Source organism: Sciscionella sediminilitoris (genome assembly GCF_000737195.2).
In the GTDB taxonomy this organism is placed as follows: Bacteria; Actinomycetota; Actinomycetes; order Mycobacteriales; family Pseudonocardiaceae; genus Sciscionella; species Sciscionella sediminilitoris.
Genome location: NZ_JALM01000036.1, coordinates 135,343 through 158,229 on the forward strand (window position 1 = coordinate 135,343; position 22,887 = coordinate 158,229).

26 protein-coding genes and 1 riboswitch are annotated in these 22,887 nt (G+C 67.0%); of the genes, 7 read left to right on the plus strand and 19 right to left on the minus strand.

Annotated features, from left to right (window positions below; genetic code table 11):
• Position 1: 1 nt before the first annotated feature.
• The 12 genes from AD72_RS35685 to AD72_RS17170 all read right to left on the minus strand — a co-directional run bounded on the left by AD72_RS35685 (position 2) and on the right by AD72_RS17170 (position 10,380).
• The gene (locus AD72_RS35685; RefSeq protein ID WP_082468990.1) at positions 2-634 is read right to left on the minus strand and encodes a DUF3558 domain-containing protein; all 633 of its coding nucleotides are present in this window, start codon (positions 632-634) and stop codon (positions 2-4) included.
• Complete coding sequence (locus AD72_RS17125; protein ID WP_031467526.1) at positions 631-1,047, minus strand: hypothetical protein; 417 nt, start codon at positions 1,045-1,047, stop codon at positions 631-633. Before AD72_RS17125 ends, AD72_RS35685 begins: the two co-directional genes overlap by 4 nt.
• Positions 1,048-1,134: 87 nt before the next feature.
• Positions 1,135-1,869 carry an ESX secretion-associated protein EspG gene (locus AD72_RS17130; protein ID WP_231644873.1) on the minus strand — a complete coding sequence of 245 codons (735 nt, stop codon included), beginning with the start codon at positions 1,867-1,869 and terminating at the stop codon, positions 1,135-1,137.
• Between the two features lie 3 nt (positions 1,870-1,872).
• Positions 1,873-2,979: a hypothetical protein gene (locus AD72_RS17135; protein WP_031467528.1), complete on the minus strand. Its 1,107-nt coding sequence runs from the start codon at positions 2,977-2,979 to the stop codon at positions 1,873-1,875.
• Between the two features lie 118 nt (positions 2,980-3,097).
• Positions 3,098-3,649: a DUF3558 family protein gene (locus tag AD72_RS38205; protein ID WP_082468991.1), complete on the minus strand. Its 552-nt coding sequence runs from the start codon at positions 3,647-3,649 to the stop codon at positions 3,098-3,100.
• Between the two features lie 38 nt (positions 3,650-3,687).
• Positions 3,688-4,104, minus strand: coding sequence for a hypothetical protein (locus tag AD72_RS36645; RefSeq protein WP_156365235.1), 417 nt, complete (start codon positions 4,102-4,104; stop codon positions 3,688-3,690).
• Between the two features lie 255 nt (positions 4,105-4,359).
• Positions 4,360-5,139 carry a sugar phosphate isomerase/epimerase family protein gene (locus AD72_RS17145; RefSeq protein WP_031467530.1) on the minus strand — a complete coding sequence of 260 codons (780 nt, stop codon included), beginning with the start codon at positions 5,137-5,139 and terminating at the stop codon, positions 4,360-4,362.
• Between the two features lie 6 nt (positions 5,140-5,145).
• Entirely contained in the window at positions 5,146-6,279 is a 1,134-nt protein-coding gene (locus tag AD72_RS17150) for a glycosyltransferase family protein (RefSeq protein WP_156365236.1), read from the minus strand.
• A gap of 74 nt (positions 6,280-6,353) precedes the next feature.
• Complete coding sequence (locus tag AD72_RS17155) at positions 6,354-7,313, minus strand: Ppx/GppA family phosphatase (protein ID WP_031467531.1); 960 nt, start codon at positions 7,311-7,313, stop codon at positions 6,354-6,356.
• Between the two features lie 28 nt (positions 7,314-7,341).
• Positions 7,342-8,022 carry a response regulator transcription factor gene (locus tag AD72_RS17160; RefSeq protein ID WP_020501244.1) on the minus strand — a complete coding sequence of 227 codons (681 nt, stop codon included), beginning with the start codon at positions 8,020-8,022 and terminating at the stop codon, positions 7,342-7,344.
• A 70-nt stretch (positions 8,023-8,092) separates the two neighbouring features.
• Positions 8,093-9,253 (minus strand): sensor histidine kinase, encoded by a 1,161-nt coding sequence (locus tag AD72_RS17165; protein WP_037346165.1) that lies wholly within the window; start codon positions 9,251-9,253, stop codon positions 8,093-8,095.
• 269 nt (positions 9,254-9,522) lie between these two features.
• Entirely contained in the window at positions 9,523-10,380 is an 858-nt protein-coding gene (locus tag AD72_RS17170; protein ID WP_031467533.1) for an aldo/keto reductase, read from the minus strand.
• A 38-nt stretch (positions 10,381-10,418) separates the two neighbouring features.
• Here AD72_RS17170 and AD72_RS17175 point away from each other — a divergent pair, with 38 nt between their 5' ends.
• Positions 10,419-11,417: a hypothetical protein gene (locus tag AD72_RS17175; RefSeq protein ID WP_156365237.1), complete on the plus strand. Its 999-nt coding sequence runs from the start codon at positions 10,419-10,421 to the stop codon at positions 11,415-11,417.
• A gap of 205 nt (positions 11,418-11,622) precedes the next feature.
• Here AD72_RS17175 and AD72_RS17180 read toward each other — a convergent pair whose 3' ends face one another.
• The 4 genes from AD72_RS17180 to AD72_RS17195 form a co-directional block, all read right to left on the minus strand.
• Positions 11,623-12,369: a phosphoglyceromutase gene (locus AD72_RS17180; RefSeq protein WP_031467535.1), complete on the minus strand. Its 747-nt coding sequence runs from the start codon at positions 12,367-12,369 to the stop codon at positions 11,623-11,625.
• Positions 12,370-12,822: 453 nt separating this feature from the next.
• The gene (locus AD72_RS17185) at positions 12,823-13,296 is read right to left on the minus strand and encodes a type III secretion system chaperone family protein (RefSeq protein WP_231644882.1); all 474 of its coding nucleotides are present in this window, start codon (positions 13,294-13,296) and stop codon (positions 12,823-12,825) included.
• Between the two features lie 27 nt (positions 13,297-13,323).
• On the minus strand, positions 13,324-14,583 hold the full coding sequence (gene mshA, locus AD72_RS17190; protein WP_031467537.1) for a D-inositol-3-phosphate glycosyltransferase: 1,260 nt from the start codon (positions 14,581-14,583) through the stop codon (positions 13,324-13,326).
• Complete coding sequence (locus AD72_RS17195) at positions 14,580-15,380, minus strand: alpha/beta fold hydrolase (protein WP_082468992.1); 801 nt, start codon at positions 15,378-15,380, stop codon at positions 14,580-14,582. Before AD72_RS17195 ends, mshA begins: the two co-directional genes overlap by 4 nt.
• A 24-nt stretch (positions 15,381-15,404) precedes the next feature.
• Between AD72_RS17195 and AD72_RS17200 the strand changes: the two genes are divergently transcribed.
• Positions 15,405-16,142, plus strand: a complete 738-nt coding sequence (locus tag AD72_RS17200) for an SDR family oxidoreductase (RefSeq protein WP_031467539.1) — start codon at positions 15,405-15,407, stop codon at positions 16,140-16,142.
• Between the two features lie 19 nt (positions 16,143-16,161).
• Complete coding sequence (locus tag AD72_RS17205; protein WP_031467540.1) at positions 16,162-16,608, plus strand: SRPBCC family protein; 447 nt, start codon at positions 16,162-16,164, stop codon at positions 16,606-16,608.
• Here AD72_RS17205 and AD72_RS17210 read toward each other — a convergent pair.
• The gene (locus tag AD72_RS17210; RefSeq protein ID WP_031467541.1) at positions 16,592-17,230 is read right to left on the minus strand and encodes a TetR/AcrR family transcriptional regulator; all 639 of its coding nucleotides are present in this window, start codon (positions 17,228-17,230) and stop codon (positions 16,592-16,594) included. The genes AD72_RS17205 and AD72_RS17210 overlap by 17 nt on opposite strands.
• 91 nt (positions 17,231-17,321) lie before the next feature.
• On the opposite strand from AD72_RS17210, the gene AD72_RS17215 reads away from it, so the two are divergent.
• Entirely contained in the window at positions 17,322-18,515 is a 1,194-nt protein-coding gene (locus tag AD72_RS17215; RefSeq protein WP_031467542.1) for a cytochrome P450, read from the plus strand.
• Between the two features lie 4 nt (positions 18,516-18,519).
• Entirely contained in the window at positions 18,520-19,707 is a 1,188-nt protein-coding gene (locus tag AD72_RS17220) for a cytochrome P450 (RefSeq protein ID WP_031467543.1), read from the plus strand.
• On the opposite strand, the gene AD72_RS17225 is transcribed toward AD72_RS17220, so the two are convergent.
• Complete coding sequence (locus tag AD72_RS17225) at positions 19,690-21,012, minus strand: purine-cytosine permease family protein (protein WP_231644874.1); 1,323 nt, start codon at positions 21,010-21,012, stop codon at positions 19,690-19,692. The genes AD72_RS17220 and AD72_RS17225 overlap by 18 nt on opposite strands.
• Positions 21,003-21,109, minus strand: a riboswitch (TPP riboswitch). It overlaps the preceding gene by 10 nt.
• Positions 21,110-21,131: 22 nt before the next feature.
• Here AD72_RS17225 and tenA point away from each other — a divergent pair.
• Positions 21,132-21,809 (plus strand): thiaminase II, encoded by a 678-nt coding sequence (tenA, locus tag AD72_RS17230; protein WP_031467545.1) that lies wholly within the window; start codon positions 21,132-21,134, stop codon positions 21,807-21,809.
• Here tenA and AD72_RS38105 read toward each other — a convergent pair.
• Entirely contained in the window at positions 21,806-22,072 is a 267-nt protein-coding gene (locus tag AD72_RS38105) for a GNAT family N-acetyltransferase (protein ID WP_343123721.1), read from the minus strand. The genes tenA and AD72_RS38105 overlap by 4 nt on opposite strands.
• A 246-nt stretch (positions 22,073-22,318) precedes the next feature.
• On the opposite strand from AD72_RS38105, the gene AD72_RS38110 reads away from it, so the two are divergent.
• The gene (locus tag AD72_RS38110; protein ID WP_343123722.1) at positions 22,319-22,603 is read left to right on the plus strand and encodes a hypothetical protein; all 285 of its coding nucleotides are present in this window, start codon (positions 22,319-22,321) and stop codon (positions 22,601-22,603) included.
• Positions 22,604-22,887 lie beyond the last annotated feature (284 nt).

The window sequence follows — 22,887 nt, forward strand, 5'->3', positions numbered from 1 at the left end:
GTCACGAACCCCCATTCTTCATCGTCTTTGTGGCACTCAGTGCTACCTGCTTGGTGTCGTCACAGGGATTGCCACCCGGCGGTTCCTGAATCAACACATTGACTGCATCATGGTCGTTCATGCCGAGTGCATAGCTGCAGGATCCACTCGACACTTGCGTTTTGTCGTCTTCTATCAAGACTGACGGGAAACCATTGACTGGTGACTGTGGCTCGAACCGGGAGTAGTAGCCCTTTTTCTTGCTCATGTTGTACAAGTCGCTGAGGCCACCGGAATTGGGTATGAACGTGAGATTGACCTGCACGCCTTCGGCGCCGCCATTGCCCCAGGTGCATTGTGGTCCGGTGGACCCGTGTGGCTCGGACTTGGTTCGTCCCTGCACGCCCAGGGTTTGTAGTTGGCTCGCGGTGAGAACGTTGCAGGGGGCGGACTTGAACTTTGAGACATCGACTGGGTTCGGGACCTTGGGGGCTCCGTCGTGCGGCAGCGTCGCCTGCCCGCCGTTGCCGGACGAGGGCGGCGATGAGCCATCCGCTCCCGGTTTACCGGCGGTGGCGCTGCTGCAGCTGGTCGCGAAGAGTGCGATGGCCGCGAGGGATACCCCGGCGGCCGCCGTGCGAAGTCGTGCCGTCATCGCTGCATCCTACGAAGGTTGTCCGCGTTGGCGTGCTCGGTCTCGTGGTGATTGTCCAAGGTTGCCTTCAACTCCTGGTACATGGCGCGAAGACCGTTGATGTCCTGCAGGATCTCGTCGCGCTTCTGTAAGCCAACGTTCTTGGCGACCTGGGAGAAGCCATCGCTGGGATTCTCGTTACCGGGCTTCTGGATTCTTTGGAAATTGATGCTCTTGCGGTAGGACTCCTGGAGTTTCTCGATCGCCTGGTCCAGGTACGACAGTGCCTGCCCCGCCTCGGCCGGGTCCACGTAGAGCTTCTTGCCGGAGGCATGCGGTGGCGGAGCGCCACCTGGCTGCTGCGCTGGTGGTGCCTGTTGCGCTTGCGGCTTCGGGTCCGCCCCGCCTAGTCGGTGCCCGTCCTCGTCGGCCATCCCTGTTCCCCTCGCTTGTATCGAACATATGCATATTAGCGCCGTGGTTACTCTCGGACAACGCGTTCTGGGCGGTGCAGGCGGTGCTCAGTGCGTGTCCTCCGGTCGGACGCACAGCAGGTCAGTGAGGTTCCCATCGGTTCCGGGCGCGGTCGTTATCCAGCCGTTGTCGTTGTGCACGAGCCAGCGTCCTCGGGATTCGAGGTCGACGATCACGATCGGTTGCCTTACCGGTCGGTATAGGTAACTGAGTCGGCGTCGTGGTCTTCGCATGAGGTGGAGGTAGCTGTCCGCTTGGGTGGCCACGGTGTTCGGCGGCACGAGGATGCTGTCCTGCTCGCCTCGCGGCTGGACGTGCCCGTCTGCGCTGAGTTCGTCCTCGTGGAAGACCAGGGATTTTCCCTGCCCCGGCGGTGCTGCCGGTAGCTCGGCGAGCAGTGTCGGGATCGCTATGTCGATGGACAGGGACCGGATGTGCAGGTGTTCCTCGTCGAGGGTGGCGAGGACAGCAGCGGGATCATCGATCGCGAGCAGGGAGCCTTCGCCGTGCGGATGGTCCCTGGTGATGATCATGAGTGCGTACCGCCGCGGTGCGCGGGCGAGCCGGCGCAGGGCGGCGATGAGTTCGGGATGCGGTTCGGTGTCCTCGGCGAGGCCGCTCGCGGCGAGTTCGGTGAAGGCCTCACGGGCGAGGGTTGCGCCGTTGGCAAGGGTGCGCAGTGGATAGTGGATCGCGATCGAGGCCGGCATCGCGCCCAGTTCGGCTCGTTCCCACAGCACCTCGTAGGCGGTGTGGGAGATCGACATCGTCCCCCGCGCCATGTGTCACTCGCCGATCACCGGGGGAGCGGTCGGTGGCAGTTCGCCGACGATCTCGTTGCCGTGTTCCTCGGTGACCAGGAAGCGCGGTCCCTTGCGTTCTTCCTCGTCCTTCTTGGTGTTCTGACCGGGTGGCGGTGCACCGTTCGTTCCCTCCCGGGCGCGGCCGCCGACCTGTTCTCTGGCTGTTCTGGAGATGGCCCGTTCCCCGGAGGTGCCCGAACCGGAACGTGGTCCCGAGGCGGGTGATCGTCCGGACCGGCCACCCGGTCTCTCGCCAGGTACCTGTTCGCCGCCGAGCCGCCATGTGGTGCCGCCGGGCACACCGGGTGTGGGTTCGGCGGTCGAGGCATTGCCCGAGTACTGCACACCCGGGCTGCGTGGTTCCCACAAGCCACCGATGCCGTGCTGGTTACTGCTGGCCGTGTTCAGCTCACCAGGTCTGGCTGTACTGCCGTGTTCGTGCCCGCCCTCGGGATCGGTCCGGTCCTTGCCGGATTCAGGTGCTTCGGGTTCAGGTACGCGGTTGCCCGGGGCGGAGGGTCGGGATTCGGGTACGGCAGCATGCTCGGCTGGTCGGGTTCCGCGCGGGTGCGGGATGCGGCCAGGTTCGTGTCCTCCTCCTGCCATGCGCGGCGGATCCCGGTGATCGCCACCGCCCGGTGATCGTTTCGGGTTGTAGATCTCCAGATTCGCGAACGCATTCACCGGTGCGGGGCTTTCTCCGGGCAGGGCACCGGCGAGCATCTGGCTCTGCGCACCGTAATTCCGGAACGCCAGCCGGTTCTCGGCATCCGCGGCCAACCACGCGGTGCTGTCATTCCAGGGATCGTTGTCCCGCCAGAAGGCCATCGAGGTCTCCAGCGTGGCGACGAAACCCGGCGGTTCCTTCGGCATCTCCTTGAGTTGGCCGGCTTGGAACTCGAACCCATCGGCCTGACTGGTCGTCGTTCGCTGGAAGGAGGCCAGGTCCTCCTGATGCCGCGCCAGCCGGTCGAGAAACGGCTTCGCCGCCTGATGTGCGGCATCGCCCGCCGCGCCGCGGATGCCGGCGGCTATCGCGTTCTGGCATTTTCGCAGGTGAGCGACGGCTTCAGTGGTGAAGTTGTTCATGGTGCTGGCAGCAGCTGTAGCGCGCAGAAGTGGCCCAAGGCCAATTGCATGCGCTCGCATACCTTCGTAGATGTCTGCGCCATCCATATCCCCAGTAGCTCCGGGATAGTTCGACATTTCACTGCCCCCCATGTCTTATGGTCCTAGTGACACCTTTGGTTATATTTTTTGCGTCGCCACACGGGTCGCCGCCTGGGGTCTCCAGTATCCGTAATGATATCGCATCATGGTCGTTAATTCCGACCTGGTAGGCGCATATTCCGTTCGGGACTTGATTGGCCTCGTTGTTGACGAGCACTGATGGAAATCCGTTGATTGGCGGCTGTGGGGAGAAGCGAGAGAAGCGATTTCTTATCGCATACAGGTCGCTGAGCCCGCCAGGATTTGGGATGAACACCATATTGACTTTGACGTCGCGGGGTCCGTTCCAAGTGCACTGTGGACCAGAAGGATCGCGAGGCTCTGATGTTCCTGAGGTTTCGAGTCCTAGAGTTTGGAGTTGTCTGGTTGTCAGTGTTGTGCACGGTTCAGACTTGTACTTTGAGACATCGATCGGGTTTGGCACTCTAGGGGCGCCATGGTTCGGCAACGCCGGTTTGCTGTCGAGGGGGGAGTTTGAGTGTGGTGCCCTGGGAGGCTCGCCGCAGGATGTTATTGCCAGTGTGCCCATGATGGCGATCGCGACGCATGTTCTTCGACAATGCACATTTATCGCCCGGGCTTTCGAATATTGTCCGCATTCGTGTGCTCGGTTTGGTGATAACTGTCGATCGTTTTGTTCAGTTCATCGCGCATAACCCTAAGTCCGCGCATGTCTTCTACGATTTCTGTGCGTTTTTGCGCGCCGACATGATTCGCCGCACCGGCGAAGCCAGTGCTAGCCCTTTCGTGGCCCGGGCCGCTGATGTTCTCCATGTTGCCCGATTTGTTGTACGCGTCTTGGAGGGCGTCGATGGCGTTGTCCAGGTGGGTAATCGCCTTGCCCGCCTCGACCGGATCGAGGTGCAGCGCCGGGCCTGCGGCATGGGGTTCCGCTAGTGGCTGTTTGCCGGGCGGGGGATCGGATTTGCTCGGTGGTTTCGCGCCCTCGCCGACCGGCCCGCTCACGTCTTCGTCGTGTGCCATCTCAAGCCCTCCCCACGAGCTTCAGACTTGGCAGGCTAACACCCGCCGTCATTGTTTGTGAACAGTGTGAATTGCAAAGTTCATGGCTGTATTCGTTGTTTGTGCAGGTAGAGAAACATCTCATTCAAGATGTATCGATTAGATATCGAACTGATTTGCATCTTGCCGTTTTCCCGAAGCTGGAGTAAGCATATCCGAATGATGTCTATACATCAAACAGGATAGTGCGAGGTTCCACCGTCTGTGTGACGAGGGTCAGCGGGCGAGGTGCAGTTTGGTGTACAGCAGTGCTTCGGCGAGGTTGGTGGTGCGCTCGGCGTCGCTGCGATCGGTGCGGGTGCTGACCTCGATGATCACGGATCCTGGGAAGCCGGTCTCGCTGAGCGTGTCGAGGAGCTCGCCGCAGGGCTGGGTGCCGCGTCCGGGAATGAGGTGTTCGTCGCGGGGGAGTCCGGTGCCGTCGGCGAGGTGGACGTGGCGCAGTCCGGTGCCCATGCGCGCGGCGAGTTCGAGGGCGTTCATCCCGGCCGCGGCGGTGTGTGAGAGGTCGAGGGTGTAGTCGGCGTACCCGACGTCGGTTGGGTCGATGGAGGGGTGGAAGGCGTGCACGGCGACGTTGCGCAGTGGCTTGGCGGGAAACATGTTCTCGACTGCGATGGCGATCCCGGTGCGCTCGCTGAGTTCGGCGACGAGTTCGGGGAACCGTTTGGCGTAGCGGCGTTGCCAGACGAACGGCGGGTGCACGACGACGGTGGGGCAGTCGAGCTCGGCGGCGAGTTCGACGGATCGGCGCAGCCGCACGGTGGGGTCGGGGGACCAGACGCGCTGGGTGATCAGCAACGAGGGGGAGTGCAGGGAGAGCACGGGCATGCCGTAGCCGCGCAGGTATCGGCGCAGTGTAGCGCTGTCCTGGCTGTCCTGGTCTCCCCAGACCATCACCTCGACCCCGTCGTACCCGAGCTCCGCGGCGTACCGGAACCCCGCTTCGGCCCGACGTGGCCACACCGAGGCGGTGGACAGGCCGATCGGGATCACGGGCCGCTACGACCCGAGGTAGAGCAGTAAGGCCGGTGTCGCGGTGACGATGAGACCGACGACCACGGAGAAGATGGTGGTCTGCAGGTCTTTGGCGCGCCATGCCTTGCGCACGAGGAAGACGATGGCCAGGGTGACCACGATGGCCGCGATCACGCCGATGATCTTGCTGTAGCTCCACAACCAGTCGAAGCCGAGCCAGACGAGACCGCCGCCGACGACCCCGGCGGCGATGAGGCCGACGAGGGTGAGCCATTCGCGGGCACCGCGCGGCTCCTCCTCGTAGTCGTAGTCCTCGTCCTCGGCGGCTTCGTACTCGTCCTCGTCGAGGTACTGCGCTTCGTCGTACTGGGCGGGCTCATCGTAGTGCGTGGACTGGTCGTAGTCCGCCGACTCTGCGTAGTTCTCGTCCTCGTCGTCCTCGAGGTCGGGAACGGGGTGGAACGCCGTCTGCTCGCCGGGCGCCTCGTCCTCGTCCTCATCGTCGAAGTCCGGGGTGTAGTACCCGGTGGACTCGACCGCGGACGGCCGGCCCTGCAGCGGTGCCTCGGGGATCGCCTGGATCTGTTCGGTCAGCGGCTCCGGGGGTGCCCCGGCGAGGCGCGCGGTCATCGAGGCACGCTGGGGTTTCGGCGCGTCCTCGGGCAGCGGTGGGGGCGGGGTGTATTTCGCCGGATCGGAGTAATCGTCGTACTCCGGTGGTTCGGGGAACCCGGCCTGTTGTTCGGGCTCCTCGACCGGGGGCATCGCCCTGGTCGGCGGTTTGATCGGCAACCGCCCGCTCGGCTGTGGCCGCGCGGGAACCGGTGCGCCGGCGGCCTGCTGCTGCGGCTGCTGTGCTTGTGGCTGCGGGCTCGGCTTCGGCTTCGGCTGGGGGCTCGGCTGTGCTTGCGGCTGTGGGCGGGGCTGCGGCGGCGCGGGGTGCCCGTTGGCGGTGTGCGCGACCGGCGACATGTTGGTGCCCGTGTCCCCCCGGACCCGTTCGATGATCGCCTGCGGCGCGGTGTCCTCCGCCGCATCCTCGGCGCGACGACGGCGCCCGCGCGCTGCCTCGCCTTGCTGCTGCGACCCACCGTGCTGGGCGAGCAGTTCAGCGACGGTGCGCTGCCGCGTATTCGACTCGTCGTCTCGAGAACTCATCCATTCCACCGTGCCTTGTGTTTCCGTCTACCACCAGTGTGGTCGATGTGGCCTTGCTCGCCAACACCGGGCCATCATGGCTTGAGCATTATCGCAGTCTGCTCTGCCCCATTGGTCTGGTCCAGCCTGCGCAGGATCACACCTTCGCGCAGTGCCCACGGACAGATTTCCAGCTCGCTGACCCGTAATCCGCGCATCGCGGACTCGGCGACGAGTGCCCCGGCTACGAGCTGGTGGGCCCGGTTCGCGCCGACTCCCTCGAGCTCGGCGAGGTCCGCCGCGGACATCCGGGAGATGAACGAGATGAGCTGGCGTAGCCCGGTGTGGGTGAGCGTCCGGCGCGCCCGCGGTCCCTCCGAGGAGGGCGCGGCCCCGGTCAGCCTGGCCAGCGAGCGGAATGTCTTCGAGGTGGCGACCACCCGGTCGGGTGCACCGTTCTTTCGTAGTTTCTTGACCACGGGGTGCAGTTGTTCATCGACCCAATCGCGGAGCTCGTTGACCTCGGCGCGTTTCGGCGGATCGTGACTGAACTTGGTCCTGGTGAGCCGCCCTGCGCCGAGCGGTAGCGACCATTCGCTCTCCGGTGCCTCGTCGATACCGCTGGCGATCTCGAGCGAGCCGCCGCCGATGTCGAGCACCAGTAGCTGGCCTGCCGACCAGCCGAGCCAGCGCCGGACGGCGAGGAAGGTCAGCCGTGCCTCGTCCTCCCCGGTGAGCACCCGCAGCTCGACCCCGGTCTCCTCGCGCACCCGCTCGAGCACCTTGGCCGAGTTGTTCGCCTCGCGCACCGCGGATGTGGCAAAGGAGAGCAGGTCCTCGCAACCGAGTTCGGCGGCCGAGGCGCGCGCCGCGGCGATGGTGCTCACCAGTTCGTCCGCGCCCGCCTTGCTGAGGTTCCCGGCGGAGTTGATCTTCTCGGCGAGCCGGAGCACGGTTTTCTCCGAGCTCATCGGCGTCGGATGTGCTCCGCGGTGGGCGTCGACCACGAGGAGGTGCACCGTGTTCGAGCCGACGTCGAGGACTCCTAATCGCACGAGGGCTAACGGTACTCCCCAGGACTGGCTAAGCCTCGAATTTGTAACCGAGCCCGCGCACGGTCACCAGGTAGTGCGGATCGGAGGGGTCCGGCTCGATCTTGCCGCGCAAACGTTTGACGTGGACGTCGAGGGTCTTGGTGTCCCCGACGTAGTCGGCGCCCCACACCCGGTCGATGAGCTGGGTCCTGGTGAGCACCCGCCCGGTGTTCCGCAGCAGGTACTCGAGCAGGTCGAACTCCTTGAGGGGCAGCGACACCTCGGTTCCGGACACGGAGACCACGTGCCGCTCGACGTCCATGCGCACCGGCCCCGCGGCGAGCACCTGTCCGCCGGTTTCCTCGTTCTCCCCACCCCTGCGCAGGACCGCGCGGATGCGGGCGATCAGTTCGCGCGCGGAGTACGGCTTGGTCACGTAGTCGTCGGCGCCGAGTTCGAGCCCGACGACCTTGTCCACCTCGCTGTCCCGCGCGGTCACCATGATCACCGGGACCGTCGAACGGGTGCGAAGTGTTCGGTAGACGTCGGTACCGCTCATTCCGGGCAGCATCAGATCGAGCAGCACGATGTCGGCCCCGTTGCGGTCGAACTCGTCGAGCGCTTCCTGTCCGGTGGTCGCGACCGAGGGGGTGAACCCCTCCTTGCGCAGGAGATACGCGAGCGGATCGGCGAACGATTCTTCGTCCTCGACGATCAGAACCCTGCTCATCGCCCTCCCTCCCTGTCGGAGCTCGGCACTTCGCGAGGGCGCTGTATCGATGATTCGCTCGTAAACTCGCTCATAGCGCTCCTTCGTGTTCGGCTAGCTGAACTGGTGCGGGTGGCTGCACTGGCACCGCGGGAATGCGGATGGTGAACGTCGAACCGGTGCCCTGCTGGCTCCACAGGCGCACCGAACCGCCGTGGTTCGCGGCGACGTGTTTGACGATGGCCAGTCCGAGCCCGGTTCCGCCGGTGGCCCGGGAACGCGCCTTGTCGACCCGGTAGAACCGTTCGAACACGCGCTCCTGGTGTTCGCGCGCGATCCCGATGCCCCGGTCGGTCACCGCGATCTCCACGTAGCCGCCCGATTCGCGCCGGGAGATGGAGACCCCGCTGCCTTCCGGGGAGTAGGCGATCGCGTTGTCCAGCAGGTTGGCCAGCGCGGTCGCGAGCAAGGAATGGTCACCGTCCACGGTGAGCCCGGAGTCCTCGTCGGTGGTCATGGTGATCTGGTGTGATTCGGCGGCGAGCGCGGCCCGGTGCAGTGCCTCGTGGACCACCTCGTCCACCTTCACGGTCTGCAGCTCGGGCAGCCGTTCCGCGCCCTGCAGCCGGGAAAGGGAGATCAGCTCGTTGACGAGGCGGCCGAGCCGATTGGATTCGTCGAGGATCTTGCCCGCGAACCGGTGTACCTCGGCGGGATCGTCCACGTAGTCCAGCAGGGCCTCGGCGAGCAGGGCCATCGCGCCGACCGGGGTCTTGAGCTCGTGGCTGACGTTCGCCACGAAGTCGCGGCGGGTCGCTTCGAGGCGCACGGTGTCCGACTGGTCGGCGACGTCGATGACGGTGAAGCCGTCGAGCAGCCTGCGCACCTCGCCGAGCACCGCCTGGGGCGCCCGGCCTGCTTGGGGCACCTGCGGGGTGAGGTCCACCTGTTCGGTCACACCGGTGCGGGCGACCCGTTCCGCCGTGGTGCGCGCGGAGCTGTCCACCCGGTTGTCGGTAACCACGCCGAGCTCGGCCGCGCGCGTGTTGTGGAGCAGTACATCGCCGAACTCGCCGAGCACCACGACGCCGTTGTGTCCGGACTGTACGACCTCGTGGACCAGATCGGCCACGGTCGGCCCGTGCTGCTGCGGGCGCTGCCTACGCCGTCGCTTCCCGCGAAGGACAGCGCCGATGGCGAGGCCGAGCACGAACGCCGCGAGGATCGCGAGCACGGTCGCCGCCGTCGTCACGGTTTCGGCCCCGATGCGGGTCCGGATGCAGGTTCCACGGCCGCATCGTAAGCGCGTTCCCACCCGGTCGGGCTAGTTCACGCGCGAATGAGTGACCGCTTCGACATTTCCCGAGCGAATTGTTCCGTTCACGTTCACCTGCCGGTCACCGCTGCGACGCGGGCCGGACGGCCGGATACCGCACTGCAGGGAGATGTTTGCAGAAGTTTCTTTGCAAAATCACCTGTGCAGGGCTCCCTTTGCAGAGAAATCTCTGCAAAGGGAGTTCGTCAGGCCCGCAGCGCGTCGACCTCGGACTCGGTCAGCTCGATGTCCGCCGCGCCCACGTTCGCCTCGAGGTGCGCGGGTGTCGAGGTGCCCGGAATGAGCAGCAGGTTCGGCGCCCGGTGCAGCAACCAGGCCAGCGCGATGCGGGCCGGGGTCTCGCCGCGCTCCTCGGCGAACCGGACCAAGCCGGGCTGCTCGAGCATGTCCGGGTTGACGTGCCCGCCGAGCGGGAAGAACGGCACATAACCGATCCCCGCCTCGGCGCACCGGTCGACGAAGGCCGCGTCGGACTGGTCGGCGAGGTTGAAGGAGTTCTGCACCGTGGCCACGGGCGCGATGGCCAGCGCCTGATCGAGCACCCGCTCGGTGACATTGGAGAGCCCGAGCGCGCCGATCAGCCCCTCGGACTGCAGGGTCGCGAGCGCCTCGAAGGGTTCGTGGGCGTCCCCGTCGAAGGGCCCGTCGATCCCGCCGAGGCGCAGGTTCACCAGTCCGATGCGATCGGTACCGAGCTCGGTCAGGTTGGCTTCGAGATCGCGGCGCAGTTCGCCGAGGGTGTGTGCGGGGTCTGCGGGGGTGTGTCCGTCCTCGGCGAAGCGCGGGCCGATCTTCGTGGCGAGCACCAGTCCCTCGGGATAGGGGTGCAGTGCCTCCCGGATGAAGGTGTTCGAGCTGGCCCCGTCCCTGCGGTAGAACCACGCCGTGTCGATGTGATCGACACCGAGTTCGACCGCGCGCCGCAGGATCGTGTGTGCCGCCTCGGCGTCGCTGCGCCGTCCGATCGGCCAGCCGGGAAGCCGCATGGTGCCGAACCCCATCCGATTGACCCGGGTGCCGCCGAGATCGAAATCACGTGCCATGTCCCAAGCCAACCACACTCGAGTACACAATGACCTCCGTGACATCGAAGCCGGGTTCGCGCCGAGTCGTCGCCACCGTGGTCATCGTGCTGCTCGTGCTCGCCGCGGGCGGGATCGTCTATCTGTTGCTGCCTGCGGGGAAGAAGCAGGCGAGTACCGGGGAGCAGCCGCCGCCCTCGTCGAGCGCCCCGGGTCCGCTGCCCGCCAACCTCGCGCTTGTCGCCCCCGCACGCACCGGACAGGCCGCCGATCAGGTGTCCTCGGCGATCAGTGCGGCGTACTCCTACGACTCGACGAAGCTGGCGCAGCACAAGTCGGCCGTGGACGGCGTGGTCGTCGGGAAGGCCCGGGCGGACCTGGAGCGCTCGCTCGCGGGTCTGCAGGGCAAGCCCGCGACGAGTGTGACGACCAAGGTGACCGAGAGTGCGGTGACGAACCTGACCGGGAACACCGCGACCGTGCTCGTGGCCCTGACCGAGAAGGTGCGCAGCGAGGGCCAGACCCATGACCTGCCCGCACGCATGCTGGTGACCGCGCGTCATCAGGGTGCGCTCTGGCAGATCACCGACACCGACGCGAAGTTCGACAAGCCCGTTCCGCGCCCGAATGTCGGCGACCTGCGCCCCGCGAACCGGGCGGATCTGCCGCCGATGCAGCTGGCCGCGCAACGCGATCTCGTGCTCTCCGCCGCGATGACCGATGCCGAGCGGTTCGCCTCCAGCGACTACCGGGACCCGGACAAGAGCCTGTCCGCCACCATCGCCATGACCACCGGAAAGCTGCACGATCAGGCGGTGGCCGGGAAAGCGGCGAACGCGGACAAGATCGCCAAACGGGAAACGGTCATCGAGGCGCACACCGTGGTCGCCGGGGTGCAGCGGCTGGATCTGCCTGCGGGTACCGCGGATGTGCTCGTGGCGATGAACTCCGATGTCACCGCGCCGAACGGGGACAAGGGCACGACACCGAGCACGGTCGCCCTGCGCATGCAGCGCATCGGCGACCAGTGGCTCGTGTCGAACGTCCAGAACCTGTGACAGCGGCTTCTGGTCGGCTTGTCCGCCGGTACGGGTAGCGGAACCTCAGGCGTCCCCTCGCTCCGGGATCGTCTCCTCATGTACGCCGGTACACCACGTCGGCGCTGTCCTCGCGAGGGAACACCCGAGAACCCGCCGCGGAGCGAGTTGCTTGGGTGGTGAAGCGGCTCCGCCGCGTTGAAAGCGCGACCTTGCGACAGCCCGTTCAGCGGCCCTGGTTGGCCACCGCGGCCGCGGCTTCGGCTGCGGCATCCGGGTCGAGGTACTCCCCGCCGGGATTGACCGGGCGCAGATCCGCGTCCAGTTCATAGCGCAGCGGGATGCCGGTCGGGATGTTCAGGCCGACGATATCGGCGTCGGAGATCCCGTCCAGGTGCTTGACGAGCGCCCGAAGCGAGTTGCCGTGCGCGGCGACCAGCACGGTCTGCCCGGCGCGCAGATCGGGCACGATCGCGGATTCCCAGTACGGCACCAGCCTGGCGACCACGTCGGCGAGGCATTCGGTGAGTGGCCCGCCCGCGATGTCGGCGTAACGCGGGTCGGTGTCCTGGCTGAACTCGCTGCCCCGTGCGATCTCCGGCGGCGGGGTGTCGTACGAACGGCGCCAGCGCATGAACTGCTCCTCGCCGAACTCGTCCAGGGTCTGCTTCTTGTTCTTGCCCTGCAGTGCGCCGTAGTGCCGTTCGTTGAGCCGCCAGTCCCGGCGCACCGGGATCCAGTGCCGCTCGCACCCGTCGAGCGCGATGTTCGCCGTGGTGATTGCTCGGCGCAGCAGTGAGGTGTGCAGTACGTCCGGGGTGATGTCCCGCGAACGCAGCAGTTCACCGCCGCGTTCGGCCTCCGCGCGCCCCTTCGCGGACAGCGGAACGTCGACCCATCCGGTGAACAGGTTCTCCGCGTTCCAGGTGCTCTCCCCGTGTCGGAGCAGTACGAGTGTCGAGGTTGCTGCCATGCTGCCAAGCCTGCCAGAAGCCGTTACCGGTGCCTTGAACGGAATACCCACCGCGTCCGGTCACCCTGGCCGGGTGAGTCCCAAGATCCACGATTGTGGGTGGTGACTCTGTGACCTGCCACACAATAGGCAGCACGATAGCGGTTCATCGTGACCTCGTCGTTACTCAAGGTAGAAAAATACACCCGAACGAGGTACCTAAGCATCTTGTGATGGAACACTCCAGCGTGCGAAGTTATCTGCGGCTTCCGCGGATCGGCTCCCACGCACTCCCTGGTCGGCGGAAGCAATCAATGCGGTTCGCCTTCCCCCCGTCGAGCCGCTAGCCCGCCGACTACGTGGCTCCTCCCGGCCGCGTAGGTATGTCGTGACGGCGGGGACGTAGCGGGGCGGCCCGTGTATCCGACTCCCCCTCTGACCGGGCCGCTCCGCTTCCCCAATCGCTTGCCCCAGTTAATCGCCTTCGCGGTGGATGAGGTGCTCGAAGGCACGCAGGTTCGCCAGCGATTCGCCGCGGGAGACCCGCCAGTCCCACTCCCGCCGAATCGAGCCGGCGAACCCGATCTCGAGCAGGGTGTTGAAATCCCCGTCCGAGGCCTCGAGCACCTGGCCGAGCAGTTTGTCCAGTTCGCCGGGAGTGACCATGGGGAGACCGAGGCGTCCGATCAGGTAGATGTCCCCGCGGTCGTCGATCGTGTAGTGCACGCCGTAGAGCTTCGCGTTGCGCCGCAACAGGAACTGGTAGACCTGTTCGTGCGCTTCGTCCGGTTTGCGGCAGACGAACGCCTCGATGAGCAGGCTGTGCTCGGTGCGGTGCAGCCAGCAGTTCGTCTGGAGCTTCTTGGTGCCGGGCAGGGTGAGGAAGTACCGCCCTTCGCCCTTGTGCTCGTAGGTGATCTCACCCTCGGTGAGCACGTTCTCGATCACGGTGTCCAGTTCATGCACACCGCCACTCTAAGCGGGTGTTCGCAGGTCCGTCGCCGAGCCGAGCGCGGCACGGTAACCGCGCAGCAGCGCGTCGGTGGTGCGCTCCCAGGAGAACCGTGCGGCGTGCCGGACGCAGTCGAGGGCATAGCGGCCGCGCAGCGCGGGCTCGGTGAGCAGCCGGGCGAGCGCGGCGGACCAGCGCTGCACGGCGTGCCCGTCGACGAGCAACCCGGTGCTGCCGTCCGCGACCGCGATGGGCAGTCCGCCGACCCGGGCCGCGACCACGGGGGTTCCGCAGGCCTGCGCCTCGAGCGCGACGAGACCGAAGGATTCGTTGTAACTGGGCACGGCGAGCACATCGGCGGCGCGGTACACGGTGGCGAGCGCGGCACCGGCGCGTGGCGCGGCGAACCTGGTCAGGTGGTCGATGCCGAGGGTTCGGCTGAGCTCACGCAGCTGCGCGGGCATGGCGCGCCCGGAACCGGACGGCCCGCCGACGATGAGCACGAGCAGTTTCTCGGCGAGGCTCGGCGTTTCGCGGATCAGGGCTGCGGCCGCGCGCAGCAGCACATCGGGGGCCTTGAGCGGCTGGATCCGTCCGACGAAGCCGAGCACCAGGGTGTCCGGGGCGATATCGAGTTCGGCGCGCGCCCGGTCCCTGTCCCCGGGGGTGAACACATCCAGGTCGACCCCCGGGGTGACGACGGCGACCCGGTCGGCGGCGACCCCGTAGAGGCGCTCCAGCTGGGCCGCCTCGACCTCGGTGTTCGCCACGAGCCGGTCGGCGCCCTCGGCAAGCGTCTGCTCGCCGTCCACCCGCACCTCCGGTTCCGCGCTCTCCCCCTCGGCGCGCTGTTCGTTCTTCACCTTGGCGAGCGTGTGCGCGTTGTGCACGAGCGGCACCCGCCAACGCCTGCGGGCGAGCAATCCCGCCTTACCGGAGAGCCAGTAGTGCGAGTGCAGCACGTCGAAGGGGTCAGCGCGGCAATCGAGCACGCCCTCGGCGAAAGCCTGCAGCTGGGCGGGCAGCTGCTCCTTGGCCAGTCCGTCGAATCCGCCCGCGGGCACGTGCCGCACGGTCACCCCGGGCGCGAGCTCGGCGACCGGGGGAAGGTCAGCCGAGCTCGCCCTGGTGAACACCTCGACGGCGATACCCCGGCGCGCCATCCGGGTCGCGGTCTGGCGCACGTAGACGTTCAGCCCGCCCGCGTCACCGGTACCCGGCTGCTCGAGCGGGGAGGTGTGCATGGAGAGCACACCGACGCGGCGGGGATACGCGAAGCTCATAGTGCGAGCAACCGCGCGAGGATGGTGTGGAATTCCTGGGCGCGCTCCAGGAAGGGGAGGTGCCCCACATCCGGCCAGATGTGAGTCTGCGCACCCGGGATCAGGCTCGCCGCGTACTCGGTGGTGCTCGGCGCGACCACGGCGTCCTGCGCACCGTGTACGAGCACGGCCGGCACATCGATCCCGGCGAGTACTTCGCGCGAGTCGACGGTGCGCGCGAACAGGGCGGCGCGCACGTGCGGGTCGACGTTGAGCGCGGCCCCGAGCAGTGCCTGGTGCAGCGCTCCGCGCACCGGGCGCACGGTCAGCCCCTCGACGAACCGGGCGAGCGCGGGGACCGCGGTCGCCGGGTCGGTGGACAGCGCATCCGGAATGGCCTCGCGCATCACGGCGCCGATCCGCCCGCCAGGCCGATCCTTGCCGATCTCGGTGATCGCCCCGGTGAGTAGCAGTCCGCGCACCCCGCTGGTGCCGAAGTGCCGGATGTAGTCGGTGATCGCCAGCCCGCCGTAGGACCAGCCGACGAGCACCGCGGGTTCGTCCAGGGTGTCCAGCACCGCGGCCAGGTCGGCGGCCCAGGCCGCGCTGTCCGCGTACTCTCCGGCGTCCTCGGAGTCACCGTGCCCGCGCAGATCCACCGCGAGGCATCGGCACCCCATGGCGAGTTCCTGCGGCCAGCAGCGCCCGGTCTGCGCCCAGCCGTGCAGCAGCACGACGGGTGGCCCGTTCGTTCCGGCGGTCCGGACCGCGATCCGGTTACCGCTCTTGCTGGTCACCCAGCTCAGTTCGCCTTCCACGCGCTCACCCTAGAATCGCGTGCCATGGCATCACAACGGACGGCCGTGGTCACCGGCGCGAGTTCGGGCATCGGTGCGGCGACCGCCACAGAGCTCGCCGCACAGGGATTTCACGTCGTACTGGGGGCGCGGCGCACCGAACGTATCGAGGAACTGGCCCGGGAGATCGGCGGCACCGCGCATCGGCTCGACGTCACCGATCCGGAGTCGGTCGAGCGGTTCTGCGCCGCGTTCGGGCCGGTGGACGTGCTGGTGAACAACGCGGGAGGGGCACACGGATCCGCTCCGGTCGCGCAGGCCGTGGAGGACGACTGGCGCTGGATGTGGGAGACCAATGTGCTCGGCACGATGCGGGTGACCAAGGCGCTGCTGCCGAGGCTGGTCGAGTCCGGGGACGGGCACGTGGTCACGGTCACCTCGGTCGCCGCGCTCGAGGCATACTCGAACGGCTCCGGGTACACCTCGGCCAAGCACGCCGAATCCGCGCTGCACCGCACGCTGCGGTTCGAGCACAACGGCGAGCCGGTGCGGTTCACCGAGGTGCTGCCCGGGATGGTGGAGACCGAGTTCTCCCTGGTGCGCTTCGCCGGGGACAGCGAGCGCGCGGCCAAGGTGTACGAGGGGATGACTCCCTTGCAGGCCAAGGACATCGCCGAGGTCATCGGGTTCGCGGTGACCAGGCCGCCGCACGTGAACATGGACACCATCGTGGTCAAGGCACGTGATCAGCTCACCGCGACGCAGGCGTACCGACACTCCTGAGCCCGTCTAGCATGACGACATGGCACAGGTTTTCGTTTCCGCGCAAGCCCAGATCGCCGCGGAGCCCGATGCGGTTTTCGCCGCGCTCTCGGACTACGAGCAGACGCGCAAGGACATGCTGACCGAGAACTTCTCCGAGTACGCCGTGCGCGAGGGTGGCAAGGGGGAGGGCACCGTGGTGGCCTGGAAGCTGCAGGCGACCAAGAAGCGGGTGCGGGACTGTGTGTTCGAGGTGCGCACCGGGGGCGAGCGGGAACTCGTGGAATCGGACCGCAATTCCTCGATGGTGACCAAGTGGACCGTGCGTCCCGCAGGGGAAGGCAGCGCGGTCACCGTGGAGACCACCTGGAACGGCGCTGGCGGGATCGGTGGCTTCTTCGAGAAGACCTTCGCCCCGCTGGGGATGCGCAAGATCTATGAGGCACAGCTGGAGAAACTGTCCGGGATCCTCAGTAGTTCCCGGTAGCCTTCTGCGGCGCGATCTCCGTCACGGGAACCGGCTGCCCGGGCAGTTCGGTTCCCGTTCCCGCGCGTAGTCCGTCGAGGATCAGCGCGATCGCGCGCTCCACGCCGAGCAACGCCGCAGGTGTCCATTCCCTGCGGGTCTGACCGACGAGCAGGGAAACCAGCATCGCGATGTCCCCGGCGCCCACATCCGCGCGCAGGGTTCCCTCCCGCTGCGCCGCGGCCACCATCTGCTCGACCAGTTCGAACATTTCGTCTCGTCTGCCGATGGCGTCGGTGTCCTCGAGTAGCAACCGCCTGGTGCTCATGTGCACCAGATTCAGCTGTACCGAGAGGCGTAGTTCGCGGGAGAGGTGGAAGAACCGCCGCAGTGTGTCCCATGCCGTCGGTTCCTCGGCCATCGCGCTGCGCGTCTCGTCGAGCACCGCGTCGAAGTTCGCCCTCGTCACCGCCCTGATCAGGGCTTCGCGGTCGGGAAACCGCCGGTAGAGGGTGCCGACCCCGACCCCGGCCGCGCGCGCGATCTCCTCCATCGGCACCTCGGGGCCCTGTTCGGTGAAGACCTGTTTCGCCGCGGCGATGATCTGTTCGAGGTTGCGTTGGGCGTCGGCACGTAGCGCCATGTCCGGATTATTCCAGACGCAGATCTGGACGATTTCCTTCCACATCGCTACGGTGGAAGTGGAAGAACTTCATCCAGATAGAGGTGGTCCCGTGACCGAGCTCGCCGAAGACGTCACCCTCTCCTTCCCACGCACCCGCAGTTGCCCGTTCGCCCCGCCCGCGGAGTACCGGCAACTGCGCGAGGAAACCCCGATCAGCAAGGTCAGCCTCCCCGACGGGCGCCGCGTGTGGGCGCTGAGCAGGCACGAGGACATTCGCGCCATGCTGACCGATCCACGGTTCAGCTCCGACCGCAAGAACCCGAAGTTTCCGCGAATGGTGCCCGGACAGCAATTCGAGCGGATACCGGCCTCGATGATCTCCATGGACGCGCCCGAGCACGGTCCCGCCCGGCGCAAGGTGGTCGGCGAGTTCACCGTGAAGCGGATGCGCGCACTGCGGCCGCGGATCCAGAGCATCGTGGACGAGCACGTCGAGGCGATGCTGGCCGGTCCGCGGCCGGTGGATCTGGTGCAGGCGCTCTCGCTTCCGGTTCCCTCACTGGTGATCTGCGAACAACTCGGGGTTCCCTATGCCGATCACGAATTCTTCCAGCAGCGCTCGACCAAGTTCATCAGTTGGCGCACCCCGGCCGACGAACGCCGCGCCGCGATAGCCGAGCTCGGTGAGTATCTCGAGGACTTGGTGCGTGCCAAGCAGCGTGATCCCGGTGACGATCTGCTCGGCAGGCAGATCACCGAGCACGCGCCCTCGCATGCCGAACTCGTCGGGCTCGCGTTCATCCTGCTTGTCGCCGGGCATGAGACGACCGCGAACATGATCTCGCTCTCCACCGTGCTGCTGTTGAACCGGCCGGGCGATCTCGAGGCCATCAAGGCGGATCCGGGAAAGACCCCGGCAGCCGTGGAGGAACTGCTGCGCTACTTCACGATCGCCGAACTCGCCAATTCCCGGTTCGCGGTCGAGGATGTGGAATTGGGCGGGGTGCTCATCCGCGCGGGCGATGGCGTGCTCGCACTGAGCAACGCGGCGAACCGGGATCCGGCCGCCTTCGCCGAACCGGATGAGTTCGACATCGAACGCGGCGCGCGCCATCACGTCGCCTTCGGGTACGGCCCGCATCAATGCCTTGGGCAGAACCTGGCGAGGATGGAACTGCAGATCGTCATCGACACCCTGTTCGCGCGGATTCCCGGGCTGCGGCTCACCCAGGAAATCGACGAAATCGCGTTCAAGGATCAGGCCACGATCTACGGCATCAAAGAACTTCCGGTGACCTGGTGATCGCATGACCGAACTGACCTTCCCACGCAAACGTACCTGCCCGTTCTCGCCGCCACCGGAGTACGCGGACCTGCGCGCCGAAACGCCCGTCACCCGAGTTCGCCTCTTCGGCCGTTCGGTATGGGCCGCGACCAGGCACGAGGACATTCGCGCCATGCTCACCGATCCGCGGTTCAGTTCGGATCGGAATCATCCGAACTTCCCGTTCCAGCAGCGGATCACCGAGGACATGAAGCCGATCCGCATCTCGTTGATCGGCATGGATCCGCCGCAGCACGGTCCGGCACGGCGCGCGGTGGTCGGCGAATTCACCGTGAAGCGGCTGCGGGAGCTTCGCCCGCGTATTCAGCAGATCGTCGACGAACACATCGACGCGATGCTCGCCGGTCCGCGCCCGGTCGATCTGGTGAGCGCCCTTTCGCTGCCGATTCCCTCGCTCGTGATCTGCGAACTGCTCGGCGTGCCGTATGCCGATCACGATTTCTTCCAAGCCCGGTCCGGCCGATTGCTCAACCGGGCGGTAGAGGCCGATGAACGGCTTCGCTCACGTGACGAACTGATCGAGTATCTCGGGAAACTGGTCACCGAGAAGATCCGGGAGCCTGGACAGGATCTGCTCTCCCGGCAGATCCACAAACAACGAGACGAGGGCGACATCGACGAGGAAAACCTTGTCGAGCTCGCTTTTCTGTTGCTCGTTGCCGGGCACGAGACGACGGCGAACATGATCTCGCTGAGCACCGTCGCGTTGCTGCAACATCCCGAGTCGCTCGCCAAGATCAAGGCGGATCCGGATCAGACCTTGCCGGCCGTCGAGGAGTTGCTGCGCTATTTCACGATCGCGGAATTCGCCAATGCCCGGGTCGCCACCGAGGATGTCGAACTCGGTGGGGTGCTGATCCGCGAGGGCGAGGGTGTCCTCGCGCTCAGCAGTACGGCGAATCGAGATCCCGAGGTGTTTCCGGAACCCGACACGCTGGACATCGAGCGGGGCAGCCGGAATCACATCGCGTTCGGGTACGGCCCGCATCAGTGCCTCGGGCAGAACCTGGCACGCCTGGAACTGCAGATCGTGATCGACACCCTGTTCAGCCGGATTCCCGATCTGCGGATCGTCCCCGAGCTCGAGGAAATCCCGTTCAAATACGATGGGCAGGTCTTCGGGGTCTACGAACTACCGGTGACGTGGTGACCTGATCCTGCCGAATGCGAACGCGGCCAGCCCGGCGATGAGGAAGGAGAACAGCGAGGCGCTCATCCAACTCGCCGGGCTGAAGCCGATCGCGTGGCCGAACCAGGTCCAGAACCGGGACCACCAGCCGACCGCGCCCGGGTTGATCAACTGATAGGTGGCCAGCCCGAGCAGCCAGGCCAGCAGCATGCCCCAGCGCGAGGGCGCGTCCGTCGAGGTGTTCCAGGATCGCCAGCCGCGCAGGAAGTAGTCCGCGGCGAGCACCCCGAACATGGGCACGAAGACCGAACCGATCAGGCTCAGGAAATCGGTGTACTGCCCGATGTCCAGCACGGCGGCGAGCACGGTGCACAGCAGCCCGATCGCGATGCTGAGGATGCGGCGATCCGCGCGCGGGAACAGGTTCTGCACCGACATCACGGTGGAGTACACGTTCGCGAAGGACTGGTCCACCTCGCGGAGCACGATCACGCCGAGAAAAACCGCACCGAGCGGGATCGCCACATAGGGGTCGTATTCCCCGCCCGAGTTCCCCATTTGCACCAGGGCGAGCAGACCCACGGCATAGCAGGCGATCTGCGCGATCGAGTAGCCGATCACCGGTGCCCCGAGCGCGCCCTTCACGGTGCGCGAATGCCGGGAGAAATCCGAGGCCATTGGGATGAACGAGACCGCGACCGCGAGCGCGGCGTCCGCGCCGAGCCAGAAACCGTGCCAGGAACCCGTTGTCAGCGCGGGCATCGGGCGGATCGCGAACTGCACGAACAGGTACACCAGCGCGATTCCCACTGCGACGGTCACGTATTTGCGCAGCACCCGGAGCGCGCCGAGCGGCCAGATCGTCATCGTGATCGTCAGCGCGGCCGCGATCAGCACGTAGAGCAGTTGCGGGCCGCCGCCGAACACCGCGCGGGCACCGGAGGCGATCGCGAGGAGTTCGAAGGTGCCCCAGCCGATCATCTGCAGGATGTTCAGCACGGTGGGCAGCACCGAGAGTCGCGCGCCGAACAGTCCGCGCAGCACCACCATCGAGGGCGCGCCGGTCCGCGCGCCCGGTACCGCGGAGAGCCCGAGCATCACCGAGCCGAGCACGGTACCGACGATCGTGGCGACCAGCGCCGCGATCGGGGAAAGCGGCGCGGAGCCCGCGGGCATCAACACCGCGGAGGCGCCGGTGAACCCGAGCAGGCTCACCGCGAGGTTCACCCAGAACGCGCCCTGATCACCGGCGCGCAGCGTCTTCGGCGTCGGCCCCTCGAGCGTCGGCGCGACCTCGTGCGTCATGGAATCTGTGTGCCCAGCCACGAAAAACTCCCTACGCCGGCATTACCCGGTCAGGTTCGTGCGGTCGACGGAATTTCCGTCCTCTCAGCCTGGTAACCAAGCTCCCGCGGGTGTTCCGCGCCGGAGTCTACGCTGGCGGGGTGAGTGGATTCTGCGCGCGGGCCGATGCGGCCACGAAGAAATTACGCGGTGAAATGACGCGGTTACCCTTCAATCAGGAACTGGCCGAGGGAACGCTTTCCCGTGAGCGATTCCAGTTCTATCTGGTGCAGGACGCGCGCTATCTCGTCGGTTTCGGGCGGGCGCTCGCGGTGGCGGCCGCGCGCGCCGAGGACCCGGCCGACCTCGCCTTCTTCTCCGCCGCCGCCAACGAGGCCGTGGTCACCGAGCGCGGACTGCACGCCGACTACTTCGCACGCTTCGGTATCGACCCGGATGAGGTCGAGGCGGTGCGCACCTCGCCGACCGCGCTCGGCTACACCTCCTACCTGCTGGCCACCGCGCAGACCGCGAGCTACAGCGAACTCATCGCCGCGCTGCTGCCCTGCTTCGCCGTGTACCACGAGGTCGGCCTCGCGATCGCGGAGACCGCGGCGCCGGACAACCCCTACCGTGCGTGGATCGACACCTACGCGGACGAGGAGTTCGGCCGCGCCGTGCAGTCCTGTCGCGCCGCCGTGGACGCGGCGGCCGACCGGGTCGGGGATACCACCGAGGCGAACATGCTCGCCGCGTTCATCACCGCGACCGAGTACGAGTGGATGTTCTGGGACTCGGCCTACCGCATGGAGGGCTGGCCAACCGCGCAGTGGGTTTAGGCCAGGTCGAGGCGTGCGCGCTCGATCGGATAACCGGCCCGCGCGAAGGCCGCGGCCATCGGGGTGTTCCCCGCATCGGTCGCGGCCTTGATCCGCTCGGCGCCGTGCCCGGCGAGCAGGTGGGTGGCCTCGGCGAGCAGTTCGCAGGCATAGCCGTGGCCACGGTGCTCGGGGAGGACGCCGACGAAGCCGATGATCGGGCCGCTCGGATTGCGCGCGGGAATGGCGAACCCGACCGGTTCACCGCCGCGCGTGCAGCCCACCAGCCACCAGGAGCGCGGGCTCGGCAGGCACGTAGCAGGGCCAGTTCGGCCCGCGCGGCCGCTTCGGGACCGGATGCGGCGACCGCCCGCGCGGTGTGTGCGTCGAGGCTGTCCCGGGCGGCGCGCCGGAAGTACTCCTCGAACACCGCGTCCTCGGGCTCCGGGCGGAACTCGAGGCGGCCCGGGCGTTCCGGGAGCCCGTGCGCCGGGGTCCACAGGTAGACGTGGCGCTCGACGAACACGTGCATGCCGACCGCGCGGGCGGCCTCGATGCGCGCCTGCGCGGCCGCGTGCACCCGCGCGTCGGTGCGCCAGTCCGGCGGCAGCTCGATCCAGTACTCGGCCCGGATCGCCGCCGTGCGCAGCAGCGCCACCCCGGCCTCGAACTCCGAGAAGTCGAACCAGTCGAGCACGTCCGGTTCACCGTCCGGGCCGGGGAGCCAGGCAGCGCGGGCGAGCACCCGGTCCCCGCGCAGCGCCACCCAGGTCCACTCCGGGCGGTATTGCCCGCGCGCGACCATCGCCGTGTAGCTCTCCCCGAAGGCCGCCAGCCCGACCAGGCCCGGATCGGGCATGGACTCGAACAGCGGTTCCTCACCGGCCGTGAGCGGGCGGATGGTCAGCTCGCACTCGATCGAGTGGCCGTCAGGCATGCTCACCAGTGTGCCGACCGTGTAAGGCCGCTCCACAGTGCGTGTTGAGCGGGGTCTCCGTGAATCCCGGCTTACGGGGCGCTGTGGAGTAGGCCAACTCGGCGATTGAGGGGTGTGGCGCCTTGACGAATCGCGCCCGGCAGTTCACGCTATTTCCCGTGG

What these genes read in the sequence shown, in the direction of transcription:
- AD72_RS35685 (WP_082468990.1), bottom strand. Translation starts at nt 634, where the DNA reads ATGACGGCACGACTTCGCACGGCGGCCGCCGGGGTATCCCTCGCGGCC.
- AD72_RS17150 (WP_156365236.1), bottom strand. Translation starts at nt 6,279, where the DNA reads ATGAGTTCTCGAGACGACGAGTCGAATACGCGGCAGCGCACCGTCGCT.
- AD72_RS17200 (WP_031467539.1), top strand. Translation starts at nt 15,405, where the DNA reads ATGGCATCACAACGGACGGCCGTGGTCACCGGCGCGAGTTCGGGCATC.
- AD72_RS17135 (WP_031467528.1), bottom strand. Translation starts at nt 2,979, where the DNA reads ATGAACAACTTCACCACTGAAGCCGTCGCTCACCTGCGAAAATGCCAG.
- AD72_RS17220 (WP_031467543.1), top strand. Translation starts at nt 18,520, where the DNA reads ATGACCGAACTGACCTTCCCACGCAAACGTACCTGCCCGTTCTCGCCG.
- AD72_RS17130 (WP_231644873.1), bottom strand. Translation starts at nt 1,869, where the DNA reads ATGGCGCGGGGGACGATGTCGATCTCCCACACCGCCTACGAGGTGCTG.
- AD72_RS36645 (WP_156365235.1), bottom strand. Translation starts at nt 4,104, where the DNA reads ATGGCACACGACGAAGACGTGAGCGGGCCGGTCGGCGAGGGCGCGAAA.
- AD72_RS17180 (WP_031467535.1), bottom strand. Translation starts at nt 12,369, where the DNA reads ATGGCAGCAACCTCGACACTCGTACTGCTCCGACACGGGGAGAGCACC.
- AD72_RS17210 (WP_031467541.1), bottom strand. Translation starts at nt 17,230, where the DNA reads ATGGCGCTACGTGCCGACGCCCAACGCAACCTCGAACAGATCATCGCC.
- AD72_RS17160 (WP_020501244.1), bottom strand. Translation starts at nt 8,022, where the DNA reads ATGAGCAGGGTTCTGATCGTCGAGGACGAAGAATCGTTCGCCGATCCG.
- AD72_RS38110 (WP_343123722.1), top strand. Translation starts at nt 22,319, where the DNA reads ATGCCGACCGCGCGGGCGGCCTCGATGCGCGCCTGCGCGGCCGCGTGC.
- mshA (WP_031467537.1), bottom strand. Translation starts at nt 14,583, where the DNA reads ATGAGCTTCGCGTATCCCCGCCGCGTCGGTGTGCTCTCCATGCACACC.
- AD72_RS17170 (WP_031467533.1), bottom strand. Translation starts at nt 10,380, where the DNA reads ATGGCACGTGATTTCGATCTCGGCGGCACCCGGGTCAATCGGATGGGG.
- AD72_RS17205 (WP_031467540.1), top strand. Translation starts at nt 16,162, where the DNA reads ATGGCACAGGTTTTCGTTTCCGCGCAAGCCCAGATCGCCGCGGAGCCC.
- AD72_RS38205 (WP_082468991.1), bottom strand. Translation starts at nt 3,649, where the DNA reads ATGGGCACACTGGCAATAACATCCTGCGGCGAGCCTCCCAGGGCACCA.
- AD72_RS17125 (WP_031467526.1), bottom strand. Translation starts at nt 1,047, where the DNA reads ATGGCCGACGAGGACGGGCACCGACTAGGCGGGGCGGACCCGAAGCCG.